The organism is Paraburkholderia caballeronis (assembly GCF_900104845.1).
Taxonomy (GTDB): domain Bacteria; phylum Pseudomonadota; class Gammaproteobacteria; order Burkholderiales; family Burkholderiaceae; genus Paraburkholderia; species Paraburkholderia caballeronis.
The window spans coordinates 1,570,554-1,596,980 of the sequence record NZ_FNSR01000002.1 but is presented as its reverse complement, the minus strand read 5'-3'; the positions used below and the strand labels follow the sequence as shown (position 1 = coordinate 1,596,980).

The 26,427-nt window shown below is 67.4% G+C and carries 24 protein-coding genes; 17 read left to right on the top strand and 7 right to left on the bottom strand.

Features of this window, described 5'->3' with window-relative positions; translation table 11 throughout:
* Nucleotides 1–487 precede the first annotated feature (487 nt).
* Entirely contained in the window at nucleotides 488–2,053 is a 1,566-nt protein-coding gene (locus BLV92_RS23650; RefSeq protein ID WP_090551369.1) for a sensor domain-containing diguanylate cyclase, read from the top strand.
* 17 nt (nucleotides 2,054–2,070) lie between these two features.
* On the opposite strand, the gene BLV92_RS23645 is transcribed toward BLV92_RS23650, so the two are convergent.
* Genes BLV92_RS23645 through BLV92_RS23635 form a run of 3 tightly spaced genes read right to left on the bottom strand, consistent with a single transcriptional unit; the run spans nucleotide 2,071 to nucleotide 6,160 of the window.
* Complete coding sequence (locus BLV92_RS23645; protein WP_090549690.1) at nucleotides 2,071–3,519, bottom strand: APC family permease; 1,449 nt, start codon at nucleotides 3,517–3,519, stop codon at nucleotides 2,071–2,073.
* Nucleotides 3,520–3,557: 38 nt separating this feature from the next.
* On the bottom strand, nucleotides 3,558–4,919 hold the full coding sequence (locus BLV92_RS23640) for an LLM class flavin-dependent oxidoreductase (protein ID WP_090551366.1): 1,362 nt from the start codon (nucleotides 4,917–4,919) through the stop codon (nucleotides 3,558–3,560).
* A gap of 5 nt (nucleotides 4,920–4,924) precedes the next feature.
* Nucleotides 4,925–6,160 carry an SfnB family sulfur acquisition oxidoreductase gene (locus BLV92_RS23635; protein ID WP_090549687.1) on the bottom strand — a complete coding sequence of 412 codons (1,236 nt, stop codon included), beginning with the start codon at nucleotides 6,158–6,160 and terminating at the stop codon, nucleotides 4,925–4,927.
* A gap of 79 nt (nucleotides 6,161–6,239) precedes the next feature.
* On the opposite strand from BLV92_RS23635, the gene BLV92_RS31765 reads away from it, so the two are divergent.
* From BLV92_RS31765 to BLV92_RS23600, 8 genes are all read left to right on the top strand, one after another.
* On the top strand, nucleotides 6,240–6,785 hold the full coding sequence (locus BLV92_RS31765) for a hypothetical protein (RefSeq protein WP_143040723.1): 546 nt from the start codon (nucleotides 6,240–6,242) through the stop codon (nucleotides 6,783–6,785).
* On the top strand, nucleotides 6,782–7,129 hold the full coding sequence (locus BLV92_RS31760; RefSeq protein ID WP_143040722.1) for a hypothetical protein: 348 nt from the start codon (nucleotides 6,782–6,784) through the stop codon (nucleotides 7,127–7,129). The genes BLV92_RS31765 and BLV92_RS31760 overlap by 4 nt, the downstream gene beginning before the upstream one ends.
* A 182-nt stretch (nucleotides 7,130–7,311) precedes the next feature.
* Entirely contained in the window at nucleotides 7,312–7,950 is a 639-nt protein-coding gene (locus BLV92_RS23625) for a LysE family translocator (RefSeq protein WP_090549681.1), read from the top strand.
* Between the two features lie 548 nt (nucleotides 7,951–8,498).
* Nucleotides 8,499–8,831: a BufA1 family periplasmic bufferin-type metallophore gene (locus tag BLV92_RS23620; RefSeq protein ID WP_090549678.1), complete on the top strand. Its 333-nt coding sequence runs from the start codon at nucleotides 8,499–8,501 to the stop codon at nucleotides 8,829–8,831.
* 67 nt (nucleotides 8,832–8,898) lie between these two features.
* On the top strand, nucleotides 8,899–9,813 hold the full coding sequence (gene bufB, locus BLV92_RS23615) for an MNIO family bufferin maturase (RefSeq protein ID WP_090549675.1): 915 nt from the start codon (nucleotides 8,899–8,901) through the stop codon (nucleotides 9,811–9,813).
* The gene (locus BLV92_RS23610; protein WP_090549673.1) at nucleotides 9,810–10,787 is read left to right on the top strand and encodes a hypothetical protein; all 978 of its coding nucleotides are present in this window, start codon (nucleotides 9,810–9,812) and stop codon (nucleotides 10,785–10,787) included. The genes bufB and BLV92_RS23610 overlap by 4 nt, the downstream gene beginning before the upstream one ends.
* Nucleotides 10,788–10,794: 7 nt before the next feature.
* Nucleotides 10,795–11,637: an HvfC/BufC N-terminal domain-containing protein gene (locus BLV92_RS23605; protein ID WP_090549670.1), complete on the top strand. Its 843-nt coding sequence runs from the start codon at nucleotides 10,795–10,797 to the stop codon at nucleotides 11,635–11,637.
* Complete coding sequence (locus BLV92_RS23600) at nucleotides 11,586–12,146, top strand: DoxX family membrane protein (RefSeq protein WP_244283899.1); 561 nt, start codon at nucleotides 11,586–11,588, stop codon at nucleotides 12,144–12,146. Before BLV92_RS23605 ends, BLV92_RS23600 begins: the two co-directional genes overlap by 52 nt.
* On the opposite strand, the gene BLV92_RS23595 is transcribed toward BLV92_RS23600, so the two are convergent.
* Nucleotides 12,147–13,094 carry a helix-turn-helix transcriptional regulator gene (locus BLV92_RS23595; protein WP_090551364.1) on the bottom strand — a complete coding sequence of 316 codons (948 nt, stop codon included), beginning with the start codon at nucleotides 13,092–13,094 and terminating at the stop codon, nucleotides 12,147–12,149.
* Nucleotides 13,095–13,441: 347 nt separating this feature from the next.
* Here BLV92_RS23595 and BLV92_RS23590 point away from each other — a divergent pair, with 347 nt between their 5' ends.
* The gene (locus tag BLV92_RS23590; RefSeq protein WP_090549664.1) at nucleotides 13,442–14,833 is read left to right on the top strand and encodes a dihydrolipoyl dehydrogenase family protein; all 1,392 of its coding nucleotides are present in this window, start codon (nucleotides 13,442–13,444) and stop codon (nucleotides 14,831–14,833) included.
* Nucleotides 14,834–14,882: 49 nt separating this feature from the next.
* Here the strand turns inward: BLV92_RS23590 and BLV92_RS23585 are convergent, their stop codons facing one another.
* Entirely contained in the window at nucleotides 14,883–16,538 is a 1,656-nt protein-coding gene (locus BLV92_RS23585) for a Na+/H+ antiporter (protein WP_090549661.1), read from the bottom strand.
* A 287-nt stretch (nucleotides 16,539–16,825) separates the two neighbouring features.
* On the opposite strand from BLV92_RS23585, the gene BLV92_RS23580 reads away from it, so the two are divergent.
* Genes BLV92_RS23580 through BLV92_RS23560 form a run of 5 tightly spaced genes read left to right on the top strand, consistent with a single transcriptional unit; the run spans nucleotide 16,826 to nucleotide 22,088 of the window.
* On the top strand, nucleotides 16,826–17,128 hold the full coding sequence (locus BLV92_RS23580; RefSeq protein ID WP_090549658.1) for a putative quinol monooxygenase: 303 nt from the start codon (nucleotides 16,826–16,828) through the stop codon (nucleotides 17,126–17,128).
* A 6-nt stretch (nucleotides 17,129–17,134) separates the two neighbouring features.
* Nucleotides 17,135–17,419, top strand: a complete 285-nt coding sequence (locus tag BLV92_RS23575) for a YtcA family lipoprotein (RefSeq protein ID WP_090549656.1) — start codon at nucleotides 17,135–17,137, stop codon at nucleotides 17,417–17,419.
* A 20-nt stretch (nucleotides 17,420–17,439) separates the two neighbouring features.
* Nucleotides 17,440–18,501, top strand: a complete 1,062-nt coding sequence (mdtN, locus tag BLV92_RS23570; protein ID WP_090551362.1) for a multidrug transporter subunit MdtN — start codon at nucleotides 17,440–17,442, stop codon at nucleotides 18,499–18,501.
* Between the two features lie 9 nt (nucleotides 18,502–18,510).
* Nucleotides 18,511–20,607 (top strand): FUSC family protein, encoded by a 2,097-nt coding sequence (locus BLV92_RS23565; protein WP_090549653.1) that lies wholly within the window; start codon nucleotides 18,511–18,513, stop codon nucleotides 20,605–20,607.
* A gap of 2 nt (nucleotides 20,608–20,609) precedes the next feature.
* Entirely contained in the window at nucleotides 20,610–22,088 is a 1,479-nt protein-coding gene (locus BLV92_RS23560; protein WP_090549650.1) for an MdtP family multidrug efflux transporter outer membrane subunit, read from the top strand.
* Between the two features lie 56 nt (nucleotides 22,089–22,144).
* Here the strand turns inward: BLV92_RS23560 and BLV92_RS23555 are convergent, their stop codons facing one another.
* Nucleotides 22,145–23,167 (bottom strand): alpha/beta hydrolase family protein, encoded by a 1,023-nt coding sequence (locus BLV92_RS23555; RefSeq protein WP_177197974.1) that lies wholly within the window; start codon nucleotides 23,165–23,167, stop codon nucleotides 22,145–22,147.
* 97 nt (nucleotides 23,168–23,264) lie between these two features.
* On the opposite strand from BLV92_RS23555, the gene BLV92_RS23550 reads away from it, so the two are divergent.
* Both BLV92_RS23550 and BLV92_RS23545 read left to right on the top strand, forming a co-directional pair.
* On the top strand, nucleotides 23,265–24,203 hold the full coding sequence (locus BLV92_RS23550; protein ID WP_090549644.1) for a LysR substrate-binding domain-containing protein: 939 nt from the start codon (nucleotides 23,265–23,267) through the stop codon (nucleotides 24,201–24,203).
* A gap of 237 nt (nucleotides 24,204–24,440) precedes the next feature.
* Nucleotides 24,441–25,334, top strand: a complete 894-nt coding sequence (locus tag BLV92_RS23545; RefSeq protein ID WP_090549641.1) for an NAD(P)-dependent oxidoreductase — start codon at nucleotides 24,441–24,443, stop codon at nucleotides 25,332–25,334.
* Nucleotides 25,335–25,517: 183 nt separating this feature from the next.
* Here the strand turns inward: BLV92_RS23545 and BLV92_RS23540 are convergent, their stop codons facing one another.
* On the bottom strand, nucleotides 25,518–26,381 hold the full coding sequence (locus tag BLV92_RS23540) for a LysR family transcriptional regulator (RefSeq protein ID WP_090549638.1): 864 nt from the start codon (nucleotides 26,379–26,381) through the stop codon (nucleotides 25,518–25,520).
* Between the last annotated feature and the right edge of the window lie 46 nt (nucleotides 26,382–26,427).

Below are 26,427 nucleotides of genomic sequence, written 5' to 3'. Positions count from 1 at the left end.
CCTGCCGATTAATGCCGGCGATAGAACCGAAATGGGACAATCCGATGTGAAAAACAGCGCGCGCCCGCGTGGACAGGCTGCAGGGTCGCGTCGCCGCGCGGGCGTCCCGCCCAGCCGGCGCGGCGGTTCTGCGGCGGTCGCATTATTTTTCCGTTCAACCCGCCTGCGGCAGATTTACGAATTGTCTTCAAAACGACAATCCGGTTTCCGCGAATATCGGCAATAACCCGAATTGAAGCGACACTGCATTTTCTCCGGACAAAAACATATCGGAATCGAATGCGGCGCGCGCAAAGCATGAAACCAGCAAACCCCATGAAATTCACTCGACCGTGAACCGCACCACGACTCGCGCGCCACGGCGGGAACGCGTAGCCATGCGGGCATCGTCGCGGCCCGAACGCCTGACGGCCGTCGGCACGCTCCGATGGGCGCCGCAATGATCCACGGCCCGCGCACCGGAAACGCCGCCGACCGCCGTCGTCCGATGCCGCTGACGAGGCTCGCCGGCGTTTTCATCACGCGGCCGTTCCTGTTCGCGATCGCGGGCATCGTCGGCGCGCTCGCCACCGCGTGCGTCGTCGCCGTGTCGCTGTACGAGATGCGCGAGGACGCGCTCGCGCGGGCGCGCGACACGACCGAAAGCCTGTCGGTGATCCTGGAGCGCGACATCGAGCGGAACGTCGAATTCTACGAACTCTCGATTCAGGAAGTGCTCGACGGCGCGACGAATCCGGCGGTGCTCCAGTCGCCGCCCGAGGTCCGCCATCTCGCCCTGTTCGACCGCTCGACCAACGCGCGCGACATGGGCTCGGTGCTGGTCACCGACGCGGACGGCAACGTCGTGCTCGATTCGCGCTCGGTGCGGCCGGGCGCGATCGACCTCAGCGACAACGACTACTTCAAGGTCCAGCAGCAGACGGCCGACGCGGGGCTGTACATCAGCAAGCCGTTCCTGTCGCGGCTCGCGGGCGAAGGGCAGGCGATCGGCCTGAGCCGGCGCATCGACGATCCGCGCGGACAGTTCGCCGGCATCGTGGTCGGCACGCTGCGGCTGAACTACTTCCGGCGGTTATTCGCCGGCATGACGCTCGGCCCGCACGGCTCCATCACGCTGCTGCGCACGGACGGCACCGTGCTGATGCGGCGGCCGTATCGCGAAGCGGACATCGGCCGCAACATCTCGGCCGCCGCGTCGGTGCGGCCGCTCCTTCGCGACACGCCGGGCAGCGGCTCGTTCATCGGCTTCGCGGCGCTCGACGGCGCGCAGCGCCTGTACAGCTTCTCGCACGTCGGCAAATATCCGCTGGTCGTCGTCGTCGCGCTGGCGACGCGCGACATCTACGCCGAATGGACGCAGCGCGCGTGGATCATCGGCAGCGTGATGGGCGTGCTCGACCTGCTGCTCGTCGCGATGTCGATCCTGCTCGCGAAGCAGTTCCGCAGACGGCTGGAGATGGAGCGGCAACTGAAGCGGCTGGCCGACACCGACGGGCTCACCGGCCTCGGCACGCGGCGCGCGCTCGATACGACGCTCGACATCGCGTGGCGCGTCGCGCAGCGCACCCGGCAGCCGCTTGCGGTGCTGATGGTCGACGTCGACAACTTCAAGTCGTACAACGACCTCTATGGGCATCCGGCCGGCGATGACGCGCTGAAGCTGATCGCGCGCTGCGTCGCGGACAGTCTGCACCGCCCGGGCGACTTCGCGGGGCGCTACGGCGGCGAGGAATTCTGCGTGCTGCTGCCGGACACCGCGCTGGCCGGCGCAATCGAGGTCGCGGAGAGAATCCGCGCGGCCGTGCTCGCGAAACGCCATCCGCATGACCGCAGTCCGGGCGGCGTGTTGAGCATCAGCATCGGCGTCGGTTCGTTCGACGGCGCGGCCGGCGCGCACGCCGACACGGGACCGGAGCGGCTGATTCGCGAAGCCGACCAGTGGCTGTACGAGGCGAAGGCGGCCGGCCGCAACCGCGTGATGCCGCCGCCGCCGGTCGGCGTCAGCGCGGGCGATCCAGCCCCGGAGATGGCGCGCCGGTCCGTGACGCTGTAGAACCGCCCGCCGGCTCGCTACTTCGTCAACAGATCCTCTTCAAGCTCGCGCAGACGCTCCGGAGCACGCGCGCGCAGCACGACGAACCACGCGAGCCCGACCGCAAGCAGCGCGAGGAACACGTACGGCAACCGCGCATACACGCCGTCCGGCGCCGGGTACACGCTGCCGATCAGCGGAATCGCAAGCAGCGCAACGGCGACGACGCTCACCACCACGTGCGCCGCCTTCAACCGGCCCTGGCGGCGCAGATACAGCGGCGCGCCGATCGCGACCAGCACGTACGCGAGCAGCCAGCCGTAGGTCGCGATCGAACTCAGATACCCATACGAATCGAGCAGCGCGGTGCCGTGCGCGGTGAACACGAGCGCGGTCACGAGCGACAGCAGCGCGACGAGCGCGACGGCGACGTGCGGCGTCGCATTCGTCTCGTGCGCGCGGCCGGTCAGTTCGTGCAGCAGCCCCTGGCGGCCGAACGTGTAGACGATGCGCGCCGCCGCGTTGATCGACGAGAAAAACGCGGCGAAGAAACTCAGCGACACGCCCGCGTCGATCAACACGCCGACCCAGCCCGCGCCGAGCCGATGCGCGAGCACCGCGAGCGGACCATCGACGTGATCGAGCGCCGGCGTCTGCCCCTGGAACGCGCTGACGAGCCCATACGCGCCGATCACGAAAAAGACCGCCGGCCCGACGACGCTGATCACCACCGCGCGCGGAATCGCCCGGAACGGGTCCTTCGCTTCCGCGCCGAGCACGGTCGCGCTCTCGAATCCGGTGAAGCTGAAGAACGCCAGCACCATGCCCAGTTGCAGCTGCGTCGGCTTCACGCCGTCCAGCGCGATCTGCGCGCGATCGACCGGATGCCCGCCGAACGCGATCGTGCCGATCACGACGATCGCGATCAGCAGCAGCGTCGCCAGTTCGACCAGCAGCGTGAAGCGCGTGGACAGGCGGATGTCGCGAAACGCGATGTACCACGCGGCAAACGCGGTGACGACGGTGAGGCCGAGCGTGACACTCGTCGACACCGTGCCGCCGAGCAGGCCGACTTCGCGCCCGAGCACGAGGAACGTGCTGAGCGTGCCTTGCAGGATGCCCGCCGCCGCGAGCGCATAGGCGATCAGCAGCGACCATCCGCAGATCGCCCCCCAGAGCGGGCCGATGCCGGCGGACACATACGAATACAGCGCGCCCGGCGAAGCGGAGTCGCGCGCGAAGATCGAAATGCTCCACGACGAGAACAGCAGCGCGACGATCGCGAACACATACGCGAGCCACGTGCCGTTGCCCGCCGTCGCGAAGACGGCCGGAATCAGCACGCCGATGCCGCCCGATACGCCGACGAGGCCGATCGACTGCGCGATCAGTTCGGGCAGGTTCAGATAATTGCGCCGCAGTCCGCCCGTATGCGGCGCGTCGGCCGGCGCGGCCAGCGCCGATGCGTTGCTCGACTCGTAAGTCATGCGTGTTTCCTCTGGTCTGGATGGCGTCGAACGAAGGTTCAGACGCGAAAGCGCGTGCCGTAGTGCGCGGGCGGCAAGCCCGCGCCATGGCCGAACAATTTCTCGCGCAGCGTGCCGTCGCGATACGCGCGCTTGTAGACGCCGCGCCGCTGCAACTCCGGCACGAGCCACTCGACGATGTCCGCGAAACTGCCCGGATTGACGACCGCGCCAATGTTGAAACCGTCGACGCCGGTCTCGTCGATCCACGCCTGCAACGCGTCCGCGACCGTCACGGGCGAGCCGACGATCACCGGGCCGTCGCCGCCGATGCCGCAGTAGTCGGCGATCTCGCCCACGGTCCACTTGCGCTCCGGGTCCGCCGACGTGAACGCCTCGACCGCCGACTGGATCGCGTTGCTGTCCGCGTGTTCGAGCGTGTCGTCCGGATCGAAGCGGCTGAAGTCGATGCCGGTCCAGCCGGACATCAGCGCGAGCGAACCGTCGCGGCTGACGTAGCGGCGATAGTCGTCGAATTTCGCGCGTGCGGCGGCGTCGGTCGGCGCGACCACGATGGTGATCTGGTTGAAGATCAGGAGGTCGTCCGCGCGGCGGCCCTGCTTCACGGCTTCCGCGCGCAACGCGTCGACCTGGCGGCGCAGGATGCCGCGCGTCGGCGCGGCGACGAAGATGCACTCGCCATGCCGCGCCGCGAACTGCCGCCCGCGCGACGACGCGCCCGCCTGGTACAGCACCGGCGTGCGCTGCGGCGACGGCTCGCTCAGATGGAAACCCGGCACCGTGAAGAACTTGCCGCGGTGGCCGATCTCGTGCACCTGCCGCGGATCCGCATACACGCCGCGCGCCGCATCCCGCTTCACCGCGCCGGCCTCCCAGCTGCCTTCCCACAGCTTGTAGCAGACCTCCAGGTATTCGTCCGCGAGTTCGTAGCGGTTGTCGTGCGTGAGTTGCGCAGCGTGGCCGAGATTGCGCGCGCCGCTTTCCAGATACGACGTGACGATGTTCCAGCCGATGCGTCCGCCGCTCAGATGGTCGGCGGTCGACAGCCGGCGCGCGAACGGATACGGATGCTCGAACGACACCGACGCGGTCACGCCGAAGCCGAGATGACGGGTCGCGGCCGCCATCGCGGACACCAGTTGCAGCGGATCGTTGATCGGCACCTGGGCCGCGTTGCGCAGCGCGGCGTCCGCGCTGTGTCCGTACACGTCGTAGACGCCCAGCACGTCGGCAATGAAGAGGCCGTCGAACAATCCGCGTTCGAGCGTGACCGCGAGATCGGTCCAGTAGCGCAGATCGGTGTACCGGTGCGACTGGTCGTCCGGATGCCGCCACAGCCCGGCGGACAGATGCCCCGGACTGTTGATCGTAAACGCGTTGAGCCTGATTTCGTTGCTCATGCGCGTCAGTTCCACGAGTGGCGCGCGGGTTTGACGCCGTTCAGGTAGTAGTTGCCGATCGCGTGATACTTCCAGCGCACCGGGTCGTGCAGCGTATGCACGCGCGCGTTGCGCCAGTGCCGGTCGAAGTTGTATTTCGCGAGCGTCGACTTGCTGCCGCCGAGTTCGAACAGCTTGCTCGCCGCGAGCAGCGCGACTTCGGTCGTCGCGATCTTCGCCTCGCCGACCGCGATCGCCGCGTGCGCAACCGATTCCTCGGTCGGCTCGCGTTTTGCGACATCGACGAAGCGCCCCGAGCGTTCGAGCAACGCTTCGGCCGCATGGATGCGGTACGCGAGGTCGCCGATCTGCGCGATCGTCAACGGGTCCTGCGCGGCGCGCTCGACGCCGCTGTCGATCCACGGACGCGCATGCTGCTGCACGAATTCGATCGTGTCATGCAGCGCAGCGCGCGCGATGCCGAGGTCGATCGCGGCCGTCGTGATCTGCGCGAACGGGCCGGCGAACGTGGGCCGGTCGTACGAACGCTGCGTATGGAAAATCTCGAACGGGCCGACGCGCACGTTCTGCGCGACCACCGTGCCGCTCGCCGTCGTGCGCTGGCCGAAGCCGCTCCAGTCGTCGATCACCGCAAGGCCCGGCGTCCCCTGTTTGACGAACGCGAGCACCGCCTCATCCTGCTCGTCGAGGGCGAGCACCGGGATCCAGTGCGCGAACAGCGTGCCGGTCGAATAGAACTTGCGGCCGTTCAGCACGAAACCGTCGCCGTCGCGGCGGATGCGCGTCTGGATGTCGAGCACGTTCTTGCCGCCCGCCTCGGAAAACGCATTGCCGTAGCGCGTGCCCTTCAGCACCAGGTCGAAGAAAAAGCGCTTCTGCTCTTCGGTGCCTTCAAGGCGAATGTCCTCGATCAGGCAGTAGTGGTTCTGCGGAATCTGGCCGATCAACGGATCGGCTTCGGACACGATCGCGATCACCTCCGCGAGCGTGACGTTCGACACTTCCGCGCCGCCGTATTCCTTCGGCACGGTGATCCCCCACAGACCGCTCGACGAGAACAGTTCGATTTCGTCGTGCGGCAGCTTGCGCTCGCGATCGCGCAACGCGGCGTGTTCCTTCAGCCTGGCCGCGACTTCACGCGCGACGGTCAATGCGTGCGCATCGGAGCCGATGATCGGGACGGACTTGCGGGCTTCCGTTTCCGGAACGAGTTCGATATTTTCGGTAGCTTCGGTTGCCATTGAATGCTTGCCTGGATGCCGCTTTACCGACGGGTAAAGCCTTGGAGAAATTCGCCTGGGCAACCGGCCGGGCCAGCCAATGGACGATCGATACGCGCTGCGCATCCGTCACGACAAAGTGTGCGATAAAACCCGCGATGAACGTTGCATCGACAACCTGCCCGGCGACGATTGCATGCGGGCAAGTTTAAAAAGTCTCGACGGCGGCACCTACCATCGAGTGCTTCGTTGCTTATGTGGAATTATTCTTTCACTGCAAACGATTGTTTTATCGTGGTTTATTTCGAATCGTCGCAATGGGAAAACCGTCGACGTGTTTCGACGGCAACGAGCTTCCTGTTCTATCGGAAAAGCAGGTGCGCAGTCCGTTTCCGCTGAAACAGACTTACCGGATGTTTTAGCCATCGCAATCGCGCGGATTGCCGAAACCCGTTCGGCAATGACGGCGCGCTATTGCGACGCGGGCTCCACGTGCTGCGCGACCCTCACGATCCGGCGGCGCTTCCGGTGCTTGACCGTATGCGGGCGGGGCGGCGTCTTGACCGTGTTGTACGACGCGAAGTCGTGCGCCGCGTTGAGTTCGACCGATGCGCGTCTCAGCAGCTTTTCCGCCTTCGCCTCGTGACCGCCGAAGCCGTCCGGGCTTTGCCGGTGCGCGTCCCGCACGAGGCGGCGGCTCTGCCCGACCAGTTGCTGCGCATGGGCGAGATCGGATGCGGGATGGGGCGGTTGAGCGGCAGCGGCAGCCACAGTGGCGACCAGCACGAGGCTGGCGACAGACAGACTGCAGGCAATACGGACCATTCTTTTTTATCGTTGATTGATCGTCACACTACGGCCATAACCCCGGCGCGCACAATTGCGGCAAGCATGGAACGGACAAGCGGCTCATTCCGTCCGGATAAATCGCGCGAAATCCGGCTGAATAGCGCCGAATGCCGGAATAACCGCGAATGCAAAACGGATTGAACCTGAGCCGGTATCGTGCCATCGCCAAAGAATCCTGGCAACTAATTCGCCAATGGGATCGTTTTCGATGTCGCATTCAGCGCACGCGGCCGGATTCGACCGCTTTTCTATCCGCCGCATGGCCGGCCATGCTATTTTCGGTTTTCGACCACGGACCGACCACCCCCGCCCAGGAGCCGCCGATGAGCGCATCAGCCAGCATCGCAGGAATTCTCGCCGCACTGCTACTGGGTGCGATGAGCCCCGGGCCGAGTTTCGTGATGGTCGCGCGCAACGCGATCGGGCTGTCGCGCGGCGACGGCATCGCGACCGCACTCGGGATGGGAGTCGGCGGCATCTTCTTCAGCGGCATCGCGCTTGCCGGGCTGTATACGCTGCTCGCGAGCGTCGCATGGCTGTACGTCGCGCTGAAAGTCGCGGGCGGCGCTTATCTGGTCTATCTGGCGGTCCGGATCTGGCGCGGCGCGGCCGAGCCGATCGTTTTCGACCGCGCCGGCGGCACGGGGCGGCACGGCCTGTCGCGCTCGTTCTGGCTCGGGCTGACCACGCAGTTGAGCAATCCGAAAACGGCCGTCGTTTACGGCAGCATCTTCGTCGCGCTGCTGCCGCAGCATCCGCCGGTCTGGTGCTACGTCGCGCTGCCGCCGCTGGTCTTTGCGATCGAAGCGGGCTGGTACACGGTCGTCGCATGGTGTTTTTCCGGGCAGCGGCCGCGCGACATGTATCTGCGTGCGAAGAAGTGGATCGATCGGGCCGCGAGCGGCGTGATTGCGGCGCTCGGGTTGCGGTTGATTCTGGTGGCGAACCGGAACACGCTGTAACAGGCGCGAACCCTTCGCAGGTCGCATCGAAGATCGGCCGGACCCGGAACAGCACCGGCGTGCGCTGCGGACGATACACATAAGCGGTCGAAGGCTCCAGCCGCAGACGGTCGAGCAGCGACGCCAGGCGGCCTTCGCGCATCAGCGGCAACGCCAGATGCCAGGGCAACAGCCCGACACCGATCCTGCGGCCAGCAGGGCTTCGCACGCGGTCTCCGGGTCGTCGGTGATGAAGGCCGGCTGCGCGGGACGACCCGATCGCCGTCGTTGAATCCCACGGCCATGGGCGGCCGGTATTCTGAACGCGTGGCCGCTCGCCGACGCGATGCGAAGCCGCCCAGCCATCGCCCCCGATCGCAATCCGATACCAAATCGCACAACACCGTGCAATCTTCGGCCCACGCCGCTTCCGTATTCTGAGCGTGCGGTGACGTAGCAGTTCATCGTCGGCATACCGCCGCGAACCGCGTCGCCGCATTGATTCCCTTCCGACGCTCGAACACCGTCGTGTCGAACGCCGTCACGCTCACTCAATCCGGAGAAATCCCATGGCCGATCACAAAATGACCACGTTCGTTGCCGGCGCGTTCGCGGCTGCGCTTGCCGCAGTCTGCGCCACGCCGGCCAGCGCGCAGGAGTTCACCGAAGCCCAGAAGAAGATCCAGGCCGAGCACACGGCCCTCGTCAAGGCCGGCAAGGTCGAACCGTGTTTCGGCACCGCGCTGAAAGGCCAGAACGACTGTTACGCGGGCGCCGGCACGACCTGCGCCGGAACGAGCACGGCCGACTATCAGGGCAACGCGTTCAAGCTGGTGCCGACCGGCACCTGCAAGAGCATTTCCACGCCGAAGGGACCCGGCAGCCTGTCTCCGAAGGTCTGAAACCCATCGGCGGCCGGGTCGGCGACACGACCCGGCCCGCTCATCCACTCTGCGACCGCGACCGCCCATGTCCGACTCATCGTTCGTCGACGCCCGTCTGAGCGTGCCTCTTCGCGCCGGCGTCGGGCTCAAGGCGGAACACTACCGCACGATTCTCGAATCGTCGCCCGACGTCGGGTTCTTCGAGGTCCACGCGGAAAACTACATGGGCGCGGGCGGCCCGCCTCACCGTTTCCTGTCGGCCATCAGGGCGAGTTATCCGCTGTCGGTTCACGGCGTCGGCCTGTCGATCGGCGCGGACCGCCCGCTCGACCAGGACCATCTCCGGCGGCTGAAGGCGCTCGTCGCCCGTTATGAGCCGGGGCTTTTTTCCGAGCATCTCGCGTGGTCCAGCCACGATTGCGGGTTCCTCGACGATCTGCTGCCGATCCCGTACACCGACGCAAGCCTCGCCCGCGTCGTGCAGCACGTCGATCAGGTGCAGGAGGCGCTCGGCCGGCGGATGCTGCTGGAGAATCCATCCACCTATCTGGCCTTCGACGAAAACACGTACGCGGAAGTCGATTTCATCGCCGCGGTCGCGAGACGGACCGGATGCGGCCTGCTGCTCGACGTCAACAACGCCTATGTGGCGTCCGTGAATCAACAGTGGGATCCTGTCGCGTATCTCGACGCGTATCCGCTCGCGGCCGTGCAGGAAATCCATCTGGCCGGCCACGCGCGGGAAGCGGACGAAGCTGGCCGTCCGCTTCTGATCGATACGCACGACCGGCACGTCGCGGACTTCGTATGGGAGCTGTTCGCACGCGTGATCCGTCGAACCGGTCCGGTGCCGACCCTCGTCGAATGGGACGCGAACCTGCCCGGCTGGCTCACGCTCGCAGCGGAAGCCGAGCGCGCCGAAGCCATCATGCGGGCCACCGCGCGCGCCGAACCGCGAACCGCCGTCCCGCACCGGCGCGCAGAGGAGCATGCGACATGAGCAAACGAAACGTCCTTGTCTATTACGCGTGGAGCCGGCCCGGCGAAACCGGCGCGCCGCTGCACGTGATCGACGACCGGTTCCCGGCGCTGTTCGAAAGCCGCCGGATGGGTTTCCCGCGCTTTCACGAATTCGCGGACCCGCAGCGGTTCGACCAGGGCATCGCGGGTTTTCTCGATCACATCATGAAGCACAACTTCACCGCGTTCGTCGATCTGGCGACCACGCTGACGGGCCAGCCGGTGATCGAAATCGAGCGCGTCGCGGACGACGGCACGCTGACGCCGCTCGACGCCCGCCTGCTCGATGGCGTCGATACGCTCATCGTCATCAGCTTCGATTCGATTCGAACGTCGCAACACGCGGAAAGCGGCGAGATAAACGCTGTCCGCGCGTTTCTCGGCCAGCCCGATCATCTCGCGTTCGTTTGCCCGCATCACGACATAGGAGCCGCGGATGAACTCGCGGAAGACGCTGCGTTGCAGCGGCGAATCGCGGAATTCCAGCATCACGGCGACAGAACGATTCCGCCCCGGCAACGCTTCGGCGGCTTCGCCCGCTCGCTCCTCGCGGGACTCGGCCTCCCCGTGGAGAACCGCTTCGGACTCCGGCCCGCAGCCGGGCCGGACGGATCTCCCGCGCCGCTCGAAATCGAGACGACGCTGGACCGGTTAGGCATGCTCGACCATGTCGATACCTTCAATCTGCATCCGCATCTGCCCCAACTGGAACGTATCGGCGACGCAATGGAAAAACTAGACGTCCTTGCGCGTCAACGCATCGACGTCACCGCTGCGCCGCATCCGTTCGCCGTCGGGCGCGACACGTTCGACGCGCTGCTGCAATCCCGCGCGGATACGTTCGCCGGCAGCCTGTTCGTCAGCGATACGACGCTGTGGAGTTCGACGGCCGGCGGCGTCGATAGTCTTCGCCGGCTATGGACGAACGTCGTGCAACGGCCGTTCCGGTCGTGAGGCGGCCATGATTCGCGTTTCGTCGTCTCAAGCGGCCGCCAACGGGCGCTCTCTATACGAACGGCAGAAGCACTTCGCCGCCGCGCTGCTGAACCCCGATATGCCGATGCCCGACGGACTGGTCGGCCCCGACCGCGAGCCGTCGGTCCGGCGCTTCAACGTCTACCGGAACAATGTCGTGACGAGCCTCGTCGATACGCTCAAGGCCACGTTTCCCGCCGTGCGCCGCATCGTCGGCGACGAATTCTTCGCGGCGATGGCCCGCCTCTACGTCGCGTCCGAGCCGCCGCGTACTCCGGTGATGCTGGACTATGGCGCGACGTTCGCTGACTTCGTCGGTACCTTCGAACCCGCGCGAAGCGTGCCGTATCTGGCCGACGTCGCGCGGCTCGAACGCGCGTGGATGGACGCCTATCACGCCGCCGAGTCGCGGCCTGTCGATCTCGCGCGGCTCGGCGCGATCGATTCGCGTCGTCTCTCACAGATCGCGCTGACGCTGCATCCATCGGTGCGCATCGTGCGCTCGGCTTTTCCGGTGGTCGCAATCTGGCTGATGAACGTCAGCGAAAACGCGCCCGTTGCAATCGACCTCTTTCGCGGCGGCGAGCACGCCATCGTCATGCGTCCGGTCGCCGACGTCGAAGTTCGCCGCGTGACTGTCGGCGCGGCCACCTTCATTCAGGGCCTCGCCGACGGCGCGACGATAGCGGAAGCGACGGCGCTCGCACTCGATGACGATTCCACATTCGACCTCACAAACGCGCTGGCAAACCTCTTCGCCACCGATGCGATAGCCGGATGGAGCGAGCGCGACGACTGCGATTCGACAACGATGGCGAGGCCCGCATGAATCCGTTCGTCCGCCCGGCGAAAAGCCGTGTCGAATCGCTGCTCCGCCCGGCGCTGGAGCGCATCCAGTCGGTTGCCTGGCTCGTCGCGCCGCCGCTGCTGCGGCTCGCGCTTGCGCTGCCGTTCCTTCGGTCGGGCCGCACGCGATGGGACGGATTCCTGTCGATCTCGCCCGCCACGCTCTATCTGTTCGAGAACCAGTTCAAGGTCCACGTGTTCGGCGCGGCATACGGCTTTCCCGCGCCGGATACGATTGCGTTCATCGTCGCCGTGGCGGAAATCGCGCTTCCGGTTTTACTGCTGCTGGGACTCGCCACGAGGCTGGCCGCGCTCGCGCTGCTGCTGATGACCGGCGTGATTCAACTGGTGTTTCCCGATGGCTGGGCGAATTTCCACCTCTACTGGGCATCGCTTGCGGTCGGCATCATGGCGCTCGGACCCGGCCCGCTGTCGCTGGATCGCCTGATCGACCGCGGGCAGCACCGGCGCGATATCGAAACCCGGCGCTGATCAGCTACGCCCGCCGCCCGCCGACCTCCGTCGCCCATGCTCGCGAGCGAACGTCGCGGGCGTGCAGCCGACGTGGCGATGGAAACGCCTCGTGAAGTGGCTCTGATCCGCGAAACCCGTCATCAGCGCGATCTCCGAAAGCGGAATGACGGTCTCCAGGATCAGCGTCTGGGCGCGCCGAATCCGGCATTGCTCGACATAGCTGATCGCCGTCATTCCCATGCTTCGCTTGAACAGACGGCTGAAGTGGAAGCGGCTCACGTTCACGACGCCCGCCAGTTCGCCGAGCCCGATCGGACGGTCCAGATTGTCCTCGATGTATTCGGTCAGCCGGGCCAGTTCGACCCGGCTCAACGCGGGCAACGCCTGCTCCGCGACCGGCTCGAAGCCGTTGTAGCTGCGCAGCAGATGCGCGGCCAGCGCGGCCGACACGCAATCGACGAGCAGCGCCTGCGCGGGATGCGGCTTGCGTTCGAGTTCCGCGATCAGGATCTGCGCGATGTGGCCGATCACGGCGTCGCGCGTTTCGAACACGTTGCGGATCTCGACCTGCGACGTGCTGCGGCGTCCCAACTGTTCGCCGGCCGCCGCGATCAGCCCGGTCGGGATGCGCAGCCGCGCCGTCGCGGACGCATGCCCTTCCCACAGCGAGTCGTAGCCGGCCGGCATCAGCATCGACACGCCGGCGCACACGACGCCTTCGTGGACGATCCCGCCCCGCCCCTGAACGAGACGCGCGGTTCCGGTCGGGCAATAGCAGATCAGATGATGATCGAGCGGCGGATAACGCTCCGATATGTTGGAGAGCGGCGCGTACATGTCGACCGTGACGCCGGCCCAGTTGCGCTCGCGCGTCGTCGCGGTAGGGCGATGCGACAGCACGTGCATGATCTCGTCGATCGAGACGAGCTTCGGCGCTTCGGCACCGTCATGCTGTAGCCCGGTCATCATCGGCTCCGCTCGGCAGATAAATCGAATGCATGGCAATCCGCGTGACACGAATTCTGGAATCCGAATTTACCACGACGACATTTTCCACTCTCGATATATCAGCGTATGGCGGCGCAATGCGCCGATGAAAGCTATCGTCCCGTCATTCGACCGGAATCGCGAATAACCCTTGCATACGCGGTCAAATATCGACCACCACGCGCATGAGCGTTCAATCCGGCGCGCGTTCGCGCTGTTATGTTCGGCATACGTCCCTGCTTCGCCGCCCCGTTTCCGTGGCCGCGAGGACGAATGTTTCCCCCATTCATCGCTCCTCGCCGACGGAATTCCACGGGACAGGCCGGATGAATCGATACGACGTGATTGTCATCGGATGCGGCGCGGGCGGATACAACACCGCGATTCGCGCGAGCCAGCTCGGCCTCCAGGTCGCGTGCGTCGAACGCGGACCGGATATCGGCGGAGCGGGCCTCCGCACCGGCTGCGTTCCGTCGCGGCTGCTGCTTCACGCGTCCGCGCTCTACGACGCGGGCCGCAGACGAAAACACGCCGCGCTGGGAATCGACGGTCCGCCGACCCTCGACCTCGCGCGGCTGATGGCCCATAAAACGGCGACGGTGCAGAAGCTGTCCGCGCAGGTCCGCCAACGGCTTCGCGCGCAGCACGTCACGCTCGCCGGCGGACATGCGCGGCTCGACGGCGCGGGCAGGGTCATCGTCACGTCGATGAACGGCGCACAGCAGACGTTGTCCGCGCCGGCCATCGTGATCGCGACCGGCTCCGAGCCGATTCCGCTCGCGGCTGCCGCATTCGATCACGCGCGGATTCTCGATTCCACCGACGCGTTGTCGCTCGACCGGATCCCCCGGCATCTCGCCATCGTCGGCGCCGGCGCGGCCGGCGTCGAACTCGGGTCCCTCTGGCGTCGTCTCGGCGCCCGCGTGACGCTCGTCGAGCGCCGCGAGCGCATCTGCCACTGGCTCGATCACGAAATCGCGGCCGCGCTCGACCGCGCGCTAAGGCGGCAGGGCATCGGCATCCGGCTATCGACCGAGGTCGTGCGCATCGACACGCGCGCCGACGGCGTGTCGCTCGCGCTGCGCGTCCCGCAGGACAACGCGCCAGCCACGCTCGATGCGGACGCGGTGCTGATCGCGATCGGCCGCCGCGCATCGACCGCGGGGCTGAACCTCGCGAGCGTCGGCATGTGGCCGGACCGCGACGGCGCATTGCCTCAACGACACGCTTCGACCGGAATCTGGACCGTCGGCGACGCCGCCATCGGCCCGATGTCGATGACGAAGGCGGAAGAAGAAGCGATCGCGTGCGCGGAACAGATCGCGGGCCTGCCCGGTTTCGTCGACTATTCGTCCATGCCGGCCGTGCTCTACACGAGCCCCGAGGTCGCGACGATCGGCAAGACCGAGGACGAGCTTCGGTTCGGCGGCGTGCCGTACAAGGTCGGCCGCTGCGCGCTCGCCGCGAACGCGCATGCCGCGATCCATCGCGCGCCGGAAGGCTTCGTGAAGCTGCTGGTCGATGCCCGCACGAACCTGATCGCCGGCGCGCATCTGATCGGCGCGGGCGCGGCCGAACTGGTTTCGCAGGTCGCCGTCGCGATGGAGGCGTCGATGATCTGCGAGGACTTCGCGCGAGTCTGCCATCCGTATCCCGCGTGGTCGGAAGCGTTGCGCCAGGCGGCCATGGCGGCGGGCGGATGGATGATGCACGGTTAGCGAGAGGCGCGATCGCACACCATCGACGCTGCGCGGCGGCCGCGAAGTTTCAGTCGCGCGGACGATGGACACTGAACCGCGACTCCTGCAAGTCGATCTCCCGCACCAGATGGCGGGTCTGTTCGTCCGTCAGGCGGCCGAGGCGGGCGAACCGATAAAGCTCTTCGCGCTCCGCGCCGAGCGCGAGCAGACGCAACTCGCGCTCGCTCGCGTCGATCTTCAGGCCGCGCGCCGAGTCCGCGCCCGAACGCACGTGCAGTTCGATCTGCTCGCGATAATGCGCGATGAGCCGCGCGCCGGCCTGGGCGAAAAAATCGGCCTCGTCCGCGTCCTTCTCCGCTTCGCCGAGCGCGCGCGTCACCGCTTCGATCGCCGCGCGCGCGGCCGCGCAGCGCGCTTCGTCCTCCTGCCGCTGCTCGCGCGTGCCGGGCGACACGTCGATGCCGCGCAACGCATGGGGCAAACCGACGTTCGCCGCGATCAGCGTCACGATGATGACGCCCGCGGCGATCAGGATCGCCAGATCGCGCGCCGGAAACGGCGAGCCGTCCGCGAGAAACAGCGGCAGCGCCATCGCGCCGGACAGCGTCACCGCGCCCCGCACGCCGGCCAGCGACGTCACCGCGACCACGCGCCAGCCCGGCGCGCGAATCGTCATCGGAGCGCCACGGCCGGCGCGAAACGCGATCAGCCGCAGCGTGGTCCATGCCCACAGCGAACGCAGCACGAACAGCACGCCGCTGACCGCCGCGACGTACACGAGCAGCCATCCTTCCGCGTGCCGGCCGGTCTGCTCGACCGCCTGACCGGCGCGGGCGATCACGCCCGTCAACTGCTGCCCGAGCAGCACGAACACCACGCCGTTGCCGGCGAACTGCAACGCATCCCACACGGCGGCGCGGCGAATGCGCGTCCCCGCGAGCGCCCTGCCCGCCAGTTCCTCGTAGCTCATCACGATGCCGGCGGTCACGGCGGCGAGGATGCCCGACGCCGCGAGCCGGTCGGCCACGACGTACGACGCAAACGGCAGCAGCAGGCTGATCAGGATCTGCGTGCCGGTGTCCTCGCCGAAGCGGGTCGCGGCCCAGTCCTTCGCCGCGTTCGCGACGAGCGTCACGACCACGCCCGCGGCGACGCCGCCCGCGACCAGCCACAGAAACGTCCCGCCCGCTTCGACCAGCGAGAACGAGCCGGTTACGGCCGCCGCGATCGCGAAACGAAGGCAGACGAGCCCCGACGCATCGTTCAGCAGCGCCTCGCCTTCCAGCACGCGCATCAACCGCTGCGGCACCGGCACGCGCGCCGCGATGGCCGACACCGCGACCGCGTCGGTCGGCGAAAGCGTGGCCGCGAGCGCGAACGCGACGGGCAGCGGCATCAGCGGAATCAGCCAGTGAATGAAGCAGCCCGCGCCGACGACGGTGAACACGACGAGGCCGAGCGCGAGCGCGCCGATCGTCCACCTGTCGCGAAACAGCCCCTCCTTCGAGATCCGCCAGCCGTCGAGGAACAGCAGCGGCGCGACGAACAGCAGCAGAAACACATCGGGGGCGACGGTAACCCGGAAGTCGAACACCTCCGCGACCAGCGCGCCGGTCGCGATCTGCACCAGCGCGACGGGCAGCGGAATCCGGGCGGCGCGCTTGATGAAGCTGCCCGCGATGACGCATCCGAGCAGCACGAGCGTGACGGTGATCGTTTTCAAGGTCTGTCTCCGGGCTTGCGCGCCGTGCATGGCCGATGGATGGCCGACGCGCGCCGTGTGCGTGGGCCGGTCGTTTCTTCTTCGATCCGCGAGCATGGGGATCATAGTCCACAACCCGCTCGCCTGGACACGGCGGGCGGGGCTGTTCTTTTGCGGTGCTCGCGATGCGTAAAAGCACGGCGACCACAAAAGCATCCATCGTCAAATTCGAGCAAGAAGCGGCAATCGTTCGCGCGCCGATCCACGTATCGTTTTTTCGCGACGCCGCACGACCCCGGAGAGCAAAGATGATCCGCTACGCGCTATACGCAAGGTTCGAAGCAAAACCCGGCCACGAAGAGGCCGTAGCGGCATTTCTCGCGCAGGCGCTGGAGATGGCGAACCGGGAAACGACCACGCCGATCTGGTTCGCGCTGCGGCTCTCCGACTCGACGTTCGGCATCTTCGACGCGTTCGCATCCGCCGCCGACCGCGACGCGCATCTGTCCGGCCCGATCGGGCAGGCGTTGATGGCGCGCGCGGCCGAACTGTTCGCCGCCGCGCCGGCGATCGAACTCGTCGACGTGCTGGGCCTGAAGAACGACGCGTAGGCAGGCATGCGGGTTTTGGAAACGCGGCGCATCGCGCGGGCGGCCAGCGCCGCCATCGCAGCGGGACTGCTGGAGACGGGCTGCGCGCCGTCCGTCAACGTGCTCGGCGCGTATTTCCCCGACTGGCTGTTCTGCATCGTCGCGGGCGTCGCGCTGGCCGTGGCCGCGTATCGGGTTCTCGCGCGTCTGCCCGGTCCTGAAAACCGCCGCGTCGTCGCGCCCGCACTGGTCTATCCCGCGCTCGCCACGCTGTTCGCATCGATCGCATGGCTGATCTTCTTTCGACAATGAGCGCGGGCAACGGGGATGCGATGGCGACGCGGAACACGGGCCTCGCCCGCTATGGGAAGTATTTCGCGATCCTGCTCGTCGCGGCGACGCTGCTCGTGCTCGTGTTCGTGATCCGCCTGCTCGACGCCGCGCCGCGCACCGACGACGCGTATGTCTATGCCGACACGATCGACGTGGTGCCCGAGGTCAGCGGACGCATCGCCGAACTGGCGGTCCGCGACAACCAGGCGGTCCGGCGCGGCGACCTGTTGCTCCAGATCGATCCGCGTCCTTACGAGGCCGCGCTGACGCGCGCGAAGGCGAGCCTCGTCGCGCTCGACCGGCAGATCGGGCTGACCCGGCGCACCGTCGACGCGCAGCAGTACAACGCGCAGTCCGTGCGCGCGGCCGTCGAACGCGCGCGCGCCGCCGCCACGCAGGCGACCGACACGCTGCATCGCACCGCGCCGCTGCTGTCCGGCGGGTACGTGTCCGCACAGGACGTCGATGTCGCGCGCACCGCACAGCGCGCGACGCAGGCCGAGCTTGCGGCGGCCGAGTTGCAGGCGCAGCAGGCCGCCGCGGCGGTCAGCGGCGTCGATGCGCTCGTCGCGCAGCGGGCGGTCGTCGAAGCCGAGATCGCGATCGCCGCGCTGAACCTGGAATTCGCGACCGTGCGCGCGCCGTTCGACGGGCGGGTCGTGTCGTTGAAAACGTCGGCGGGACAATTCGCGTCCGCGCTCAAACCGGTGTTCACGCTGATCGACACGCGGCAGTGGTACGTGGTCGCCAATTTTCGCGAGACCGAACTGAAGGGGATCGCGGCCGGCACGCCGGCCACCGTCTATCTGTTGAGCGACAGCGGCCGGCGCTTTCGCGGCACCGTCGATTCCATCAGCTACGGCGTGCTGCCGAACGAAGGCGGCCTCGCGTTGCCCGGCGGCCTGCCGCACATCGAGCGCACGCTCAACTGGGTCCACGTCGCGCAACGCTTTCCGGTCAAGATCCGGATCGAGCAGCCGGACCCGGTTCTGTTTCGCGTCGGCACGTCCGCGGTCGCCGTGCTGCATCCAGCGCGCGGCGACGACGCCGGCCGCCGCTGAGGCCGACCCATGCGCCTGACCGATGTCCTGCCGGACCCGCTGCGCCGCGGCTTTGCATTCCTGCGCGCCGAACTCGCGCCATTTCCGGGCCGCACGAACGTGATGCTGCGCGCGCTGCTGACAAGCGCGATCGTGATCGTCGTTTCGCTCGCGCTCGAAGTGCCGGAACTGCCGCTGTCGCTGCTGGTGGTGTTCTACGTCACGCAGTCGAACGTGGTAATTACGCGGCTCGTCGGCCTGATGTTCATCGTCGGTTCGACGCTCGCCATCGGCAGTTCGATCCTGTTGCTGAAGTTCACGTTCGACTATCCGCTGATCCGCATCGTCGTCGCCAGCGCGCTGTTCTTCGCGAGCGTGTACCTGATGCGCGTGCTGAAGATCGGCATCGTGTTCTTCATCGTCGCGATCGTCATTATCTACGTGCAGAGCTTCGTCGATCAGACCGACGAAGCCGAACTGCTGATCCGCGCGGTGCTGTGGGTCTGGGTCGCGGTGAACTACCCGATCGCGCTGGCGCTCGCCGTCAATTCGCTGCTGCTGCCCGCCGAGCCGCAACTCCAGTTGCATGCGGAAATCCGGCGGCAGTTATCCACTGTCGACGCGCAACTGACGCACCTGATCGACGGCGGCCCCGGACCCGCGCCGGTCACGCCGCAGGCCGTCGAGCAAGGCGCGCTGACGTTGCAGAAGCTGCTGCGGTTCGCGGCGATGCGCGATGCCCGCTATCGCGACACGCGGGCGTGGCAGCTTGCGTCGGTCGCGACGGTGTCGCGTCTGTATCTGGCTGCCGCAACGTTATCGGCAAGCGCGTTTCGGCCGAACGACGCGCAACGGCCGGCGCTGCTCGCATTGCGCTCGAACTGCCGCGCGCTGGCTACGGCGCTCGCCGCGGACCAGCCGTACCGTATCGACCCGACGTTGCCGCCGTCCGCCGGCGACACATCCGATACCGTGATGGACATGCAACGCGCACTGCACGCGTTGAGCGATTTGTCCGCGCGCGGCGTGCCGGCCGGCCAATCGAGCGCACAGGAGCCGATGCTCGCGCCCGACGCATGGACCAACCCGGCCTATGCGCGCTTCTCGCTGAAGACGCTGCTCGCGGTGCTGGTGTCGTACACGTTCTACAACGCGACGGACTGGCAGGGCGTGCACACGATCATGCTGACCTGTCTGATCATCGCGCTGCCGAGCCTTGGCGCATCGACGCAACGCGCGTTGCTGCGCATGGCCGGCGCGCTCGGCGGCAGCGCGCTCGCGCTGTTCGCGATCGTATTCGTGATCCCGCAACTCGACAGCGTCGTCGGCCTGCTGCTGCTCGTGCTGCCGATCGCGGCGGCGGCCGCGTGGATCGCCGCCGGCTCCGAGCGCATCGGTTATGCGGGCGTGCAACTGCTGTTCACGTTTTCGCTCGCGGTGCTCGGACAGTTCGGGCCGACCACGAATCTCACCGAGATCCGCGACCGCATGGTCGGCATCGTGCTCGGCGTCGCGGTCGCGACGTTCGTCCAGATCGCGTTCTGGCGCGAAGGCGAAAGCGACGCGCTGCGGCTCAAGCTGGCGTCGATGCTGCGGTCGGTGTCCGCGCTGCTGCATGCGCCGGCGGCAGACCCGCCTATGGCCGAACCCGTGTCGTACGCGCAGCGGCAGTTGCAAAGCTGGACCGCGTTGGCCGACTGCGAAGCCATGCTCGCGCGCGTCGCGATCGAGCCGAACTGGGAAGAAGGCGAGCAGCCTCGCCTGACGATGCGCGCGCAAACCATTCTCGCGCAAGGCCGCGAAATCATGCTGGCCGCCGATGCGCTTCGCGTCGCGCTCGACGCCAGAACGCCCGGCGAAGCGGTCGATGCGGTGCGCACGGTTCAACGACAGGCCGCCGCGTGCATCGACCGGTATGCGGACGAACTGTGCGCGAGCCCGCCGCTCGCGGACCGCCCGCGCCTCGTCATCGACGTACCCGCGCCGCCCGACGGCTCGCCCGACGCACCGCTCTGGTCGGCCGCGCGCCACCTGACGCGCGAAATCACCGGCCTGCCGTCCTGGCACCCGGCGACGCCGCACGCCGACGCGCTGCGCCGGCCGGGCGAACACGACCCGGCGACGTGACGATGCGCACCCGCCTTCGTCCGGCTACACCGTTGCGCCGCCTGCTCGTCGGTCCGCTCGCATGGGTCCTGTCCGGCTGCGCGCTGATCCATCACGACAGCGCACCCCGCGCGCCGATCGCCGCCGAAAACATCCGTCTCGCGGACGATATCCACCTCGCGCGCGACGGCTGGCCGTCCGCGCGCTGGTGGACCGTGTACGGCGATGCGCAACTCGACGCGCTGATCGGCCGCGCGCTCGCCGGCGCGCCGACGATGGCGATCGCGCGCACGCGCGTCGCCCAGGCGCGATCGGACGTCGAACTGGTCAAGGCCGGCACGGACCTGCAGGTCGTCGCGCTCGGCCTGCTCGACCGCCAGCACGTTTCAGCGAACGGATTTCTCGGCCCCTATGCACTCGACGATCCCGCGCTAGGCGTCTCCGGCCCGTGGTACACGTCGGGCATCGTCGGCCTCGGCGCGAGCCTGAACGTCGATCTGTGGGGCAAACAGCGCGCGCAGGTCGCGGCGGCGCTCGGCGTGCGGAACGCGCGGCTGGCGGAAACGGCGGCGGTCGAACTGGAGTTGTCCGCGGACGTCGCGCAGATTTATTACGGAATCCAGACACGTTACGCGCTGCTCGATCTCCTCGGGCAGTCGCAACAGATCGCCGCATTCGCGATCGATGCACACGACGCGCGCGCCGCGCGCGGCCTCGAACCGCAGACGGCCGTCGAGACCGCGCGCGGCCGGCAACTGGCCGTCGCGCAGCAAATCGTCCACACGCGCGGACAGGTCACGCAGTTGCGCGAGTCGCTGCGCGCGCTGATCGGAGCCGGCGCGGACGATCTTCCCCACATCGAGCCGACGAGTTTGCCGGCATCGCGCGCCGCGCTGCCGTCCACGCTGTCTTATGAACTGCTCGCGCGCCGCCCCGACCTCCAGGCGCTGCGCTGGTACGTGCAGGCGTCGTTCGACCGGATCGACGCCGCCAAAGCCGCGTTTTATCCGAGCTTCGACATCAAGGCTTTTTTCGGTGTCAACGCGCTGCACCTCGGCGAGTTGTTCACGCACGCGAGCCAGCAGATCAATGTCATCCCCGGGCTGTATCTGCCGGTCTTCGACGGCGGCCGCCTGAACGCGAATCTCGGCGGCGCGCGCACGGCGAGCAACATGCTGATCGAGCAGTACAACCAGGCGGTGCTCGACGCCGTGCGCGACGTCGCGATCACCGGCAGCCGCCTGCAGGACCTCGACGCCGATGCGCAATTACAGGCGGAAAAGATAGGGGCGGTCTCGTTCGCGCGCGACAGCGCCGAAGCGCATTATCGACGCGGGCTCGCCAGCCAGTTGGCCGCGCTGGAGGCGCGGGAGCCGGTGATCGCGGAACAGGTGGCGCTGCTGGAGATCGACGGGCAGCGCATCAGCCAGGAAATCGCGCTGGCGAAGGCGCTAGGCGGCGGTTATCGCGCCGATTCGCCGGTTGCGCTGACGCCTCGTTAGCGGACGCGCCGGCGCAAGGAGGCCGCCGTCACGCCGTTGCACAGGTTCGCGACGTCTCATGCGTTCTCCCGCTCGACCGCCGCTTCTTCGCCACCGCCGCCATCCCGTGTTTCAGGCGCGTTTCGCACGGAAACGACGCTCGCCGCCAAGTCGGGCGGCACGTCCCCGGTCGTCAGCCAGCGCAGCGCGACCGGCCACAGGCTCGACTCATAGCGGCTGTTGAAAAACGCGAAATGCCCGATGCGCTGCTCGCCGATCGACGCGGGCGCAAGCCGCAGATGCACCGTCCGGCTCTGCGTGAAATACCGCAGCGCCCGTTCGATCGCGGGCGTCGTCCCGAACGGATCGTCGGTGACGCTGACCGCGAGGATCGGCGCGGTGAGTCCGGCGAAGCGGGCAACGAGTCCGGCCCGCTGTTCGGCCGGACGCGCGAACGGTCCTCGAATAAAACCGTCCTCGAAGCGCGCGCGGCTGCGGCTCCACGCCTGCACGACGCCGCGCGGCGTGTCCTCCATCCATCCCAGCCGCGACGCCGGAAAATAGCCGTATAAACGCGTGAGCGCCGGCATCACGACATGCCATTTCCATAGCATCGACGGCAGGCTCGATCGCGCATAGTCGCGCCAGTACGCGTACTGCGCCCCCATCGTGAAGACGCGGCGAATCAGCGGGTTCGACGGCGAGAGCCCGATCAGAAAGCCGCCGATGCTATGCCCGACCACGTCGATCGGCTGCGCGGGAAACCGGGCGCGCACGTAGCGCAGCACCGCGTCGAAATCGCGCTCGCCCCAGTCGAGCCAGCTTGCGTCGAGCGTCGCTAGATCGGCGGGACGCGACACGCCGATGCCGCGATAGTCGTAGACCAGCGCGTCATACCCGTGACGATGCAGCCACGCCGCGAAGCGGAAATAGTAGCGGCAGCGCACCGACGTCGCCGCGTTGACGATCGCCACCGGGCGAACGCCTCCGCTCTCCGGCGGCGAGTCATGCCGCCACACGTAACCGCGGATCGGATACCCGTCGGCGGCGGCCACGGCGATTTCGGCCGGCTGCGGTTCGTCCGGACCGGACACTGACATGAACGCGTTCCTCATGGGGGTCGACATACCGCGATTTCACTTGACCGCGCCGCGCGGCTCAATCAATCTTTTCGCCACATTCCCATGAGTCACACGCATGCCAGCACCGCTCGCGAAGCTGCCTTCGCTCGATTTCATCCGCGGGTTCGTCGCGGTTTGCCGCCGCATGAGCATCACGCGCGCCGCCGAGGACCTTTGCCTCACGCAGTCCGCGGTGAGCCGCCAGATTTATACGCTGGAGACGATGCTCGGCGTGCGCCTGCTGAACCGCGGTTATCGCTCGATCTCGCTGACGCCCGAGGGCGAGCGTCTGCTGCGGGTCGCGGACGGCGCGATTCAACAGCTTCAGGAGATCGTGGGCTCGCTCGGTGAGCCGCAGACGCGGCAGCCGGTGACGATCACAGCGAGCATCGGCGTGGCGGGGTTGTGGCTGCTGCCGCGGCTCGGCGCGCTACAGCGCCTGCATCCGGACATCGATCTGCGCGTCGCGGCGTCCGACAAGGTGCTCGACCTGCACGCGGAAGGCGTCGATCTGGCGCTGCGTTATGCGCCCGCCGGCGGCGCGTCGTTCGCGCCCGGCGCGGCCGTGCGCCTGTACGACGAATACGTGGTGCCGGTCGCGCATCCGTCGCTCGCCGTGAAGACGCTCGATGCAAAGACGCTCGCGCGGCACGCGCTGATCGAATTCGACGGCCCGCGCCGCCCGCTGCTGCACTGGTCCGATCAGCTGCGCGCATACGGGCTCGATGCCGTGCGGCCGCGCGGCGTGCTGCGCTTCAATCAATACGATCAGGTGATTCAGGCGGCGCTCGCCGGACGCGGCATCGCGCTCGGCCGCGTCGCGCTGGTTCAGCCGATGCTCGCGGACGGCCGCCTGATCGCAATCGGCGAGGCCGGCGCAGGACGGCCGACCGGTTACGCGTACTGGCTTCATCAGGCGGACGCGGAGCCGCGCGACGACGTGCGCGCGGTGGTCGGCTGGATACTCGATGAAGCGCGCGCGGACAGTGCCGGTCGATTCGGTCTGCCCGCATAGTTCGTCTCGCATGCGTCCACGCTCGCATGAGTCATGCGCATGCGAATCGCGCAAAAAGCTCGCTTGATCGGGATCGGCTGCCCGCGCTTTAATGACCCGATGATGCGTCTCCGGTTTGCGCTCGCGGGAAACCGCGCGAGCCGCCACGCACGCCGTCTCGACTTCGCGGGTCGTACGAACCCGCCGATCGCTCGCAAAGACGGGCGCGATACCTTCGATCTCTCCAGGAGACACGACATGCAGGTGAAAACGGGCTTCATCGGGCTGGGCGTGATGGGTACGCCGATGGCGCTCAATCTCGCGCGGGCCGGCACGCCGCTCGTCGTCTGGAGCCGTTCGAAGGACAGCTACGATGCGTTGCGCGCGGCCGGCGCGCACGCGGCCGACGAACTCGACGACGTGTTCGCGCAATGCCGCACGGTGATCCTGATGCTCGCCAGCGAGCGCGCCAACGACGACGTGCTCGGACGCGGCACGCCCGCCTTCGCCGCGCGCATGAAGGACCACACGATCGTGCACATGGGCACGACGTCGGCCGAACACTCGCGCGCGCTTGCCAACGACATCGAAGCCGCCGGCGGCCGCTACGTCGAAGCGCCCGTTTCCGGCTCGCGCAAGCCCGCGGAAGCCGGCCAGCTCGTCGTCATGCTGGCCGGCGAGCCCGAGGACGTCGATGCGGTGCGCGCGCTCGTCAAGCCGGTCTACCGCGACAGCTTCGTGTGCGGCGCGGTGCCGTCCGCGTTGACGATGAAACTCGCGGTGAATCTGTTCCTCATCACGATGGTCACTGGCCTCACCGAGGCCACGCATTTCGCGCAGCGCCACGGCATCGATCTCGCGCTGTTCGCGAAGGTGCTCAACGCCGGACCGATGGCGAGCGACGTCTCGCGCATCAAGATCGACAAGCTCGCCACGCAGGACTTCAACGTGCAGGCGGCAATTTCCGACGTACTGAAGAACAGCCGCCTCGTGGCCGAGGCGGCGCGCGGCGTCGCGATCGCTTCGCCGCTGCTCGACGTCTGTTTCGCGCTGTACGGCGAGACCGAAAGACTCGGCCATGGGCACGAGGACATGGTCGCGGTGCTGCGCGCGATCGAGGCGCGTACGGCCGCTGTCCGCGACAGTGCGTAGCGGATCGGGCGAGCCTGCGGCGGCAAGCGGTTCTGGAGAACGAACATCCGCTTCGATTCGGACCGCACCGGCGAGCGTCGACGGCATCTCGCGTTGCCGGGTTTCGCCGGGGCCGTGGAGTTGGCGCTGAGCGTCGTGTTCGCGCGCCCGCCTGCGATGGCGTTCTTCGCGGCGGCGGCGCCGCTACACCATATCGAGGAAAGTTTGCAGGCACGGGTTCCGGTTCGCTGACGACCATAACAGCACCTGATCGACCAGCGGCGCATTCTCCAGCTTCCTGAACACGACGCCCTCAAGCTGCACCTTGCTCATCGACGCGGGAACCAGCGCCACGCCCACCCCTTCGTTTACGAGGCTCAACACCGTCTGCTGCAACTGAACCTCGAAGCGGATGTCCGGCTCGAAGCCGCTGCTTCGACAGTGCTCCATGATCGCCGCGCGCAGCGTCGGCGCGACCTCGGTCGCCGCCAGCACGAACGGCTGCCCGGCCAGCCTGGCGATCTTCAGCGTGCGCGAGCGCGCCATCGGATGCTCGCGCGAAAGCGCCACGCACAGCGGTTCGCTGATCAGCATCCGCGAAGCCAGCCCTCGTTCGTTCGTCCCGGGAAACAGGATCGCCGCATCGATCTGGCCATTGAGCACCTGCGCCGACAGGTCGTTCGACACCACCTCGCGCAGATTCAACGTGACTTCCGGGAATTTCGAGCCGAACCTCCTGGCATAACCCGGCACCACGCTGTACGCCGCGCACATCGTGAAGCCGATCGTCAGCGTGCCGGCCACGCCGGAAGCGACGGCGCGCGCGTTGCTCCTCGCCTGGTCGAGCGCGGCGAGAATCGCCCGCGCATCGCCATAGAACCGCTCGCCCGCCGCGGTGAGCGTCACGCTATGCGGGCTGCGCTCGACCAGCCGGACGCCGAGATCGGCTTCCAGTGCCGCGAGTTGCCTGCTGAGCGGCGGCTGCGAAATATGCAGCAGGGCCGCGGCCCGTCCGAAGTGGCGGGTTTGGGCGAGCGTAACGAAGTAGCGCAGCGGCTTGATGTCCATGACGATGCAAAAAACGTATTGCCAGATGCCTTAAACGGTATTGGAT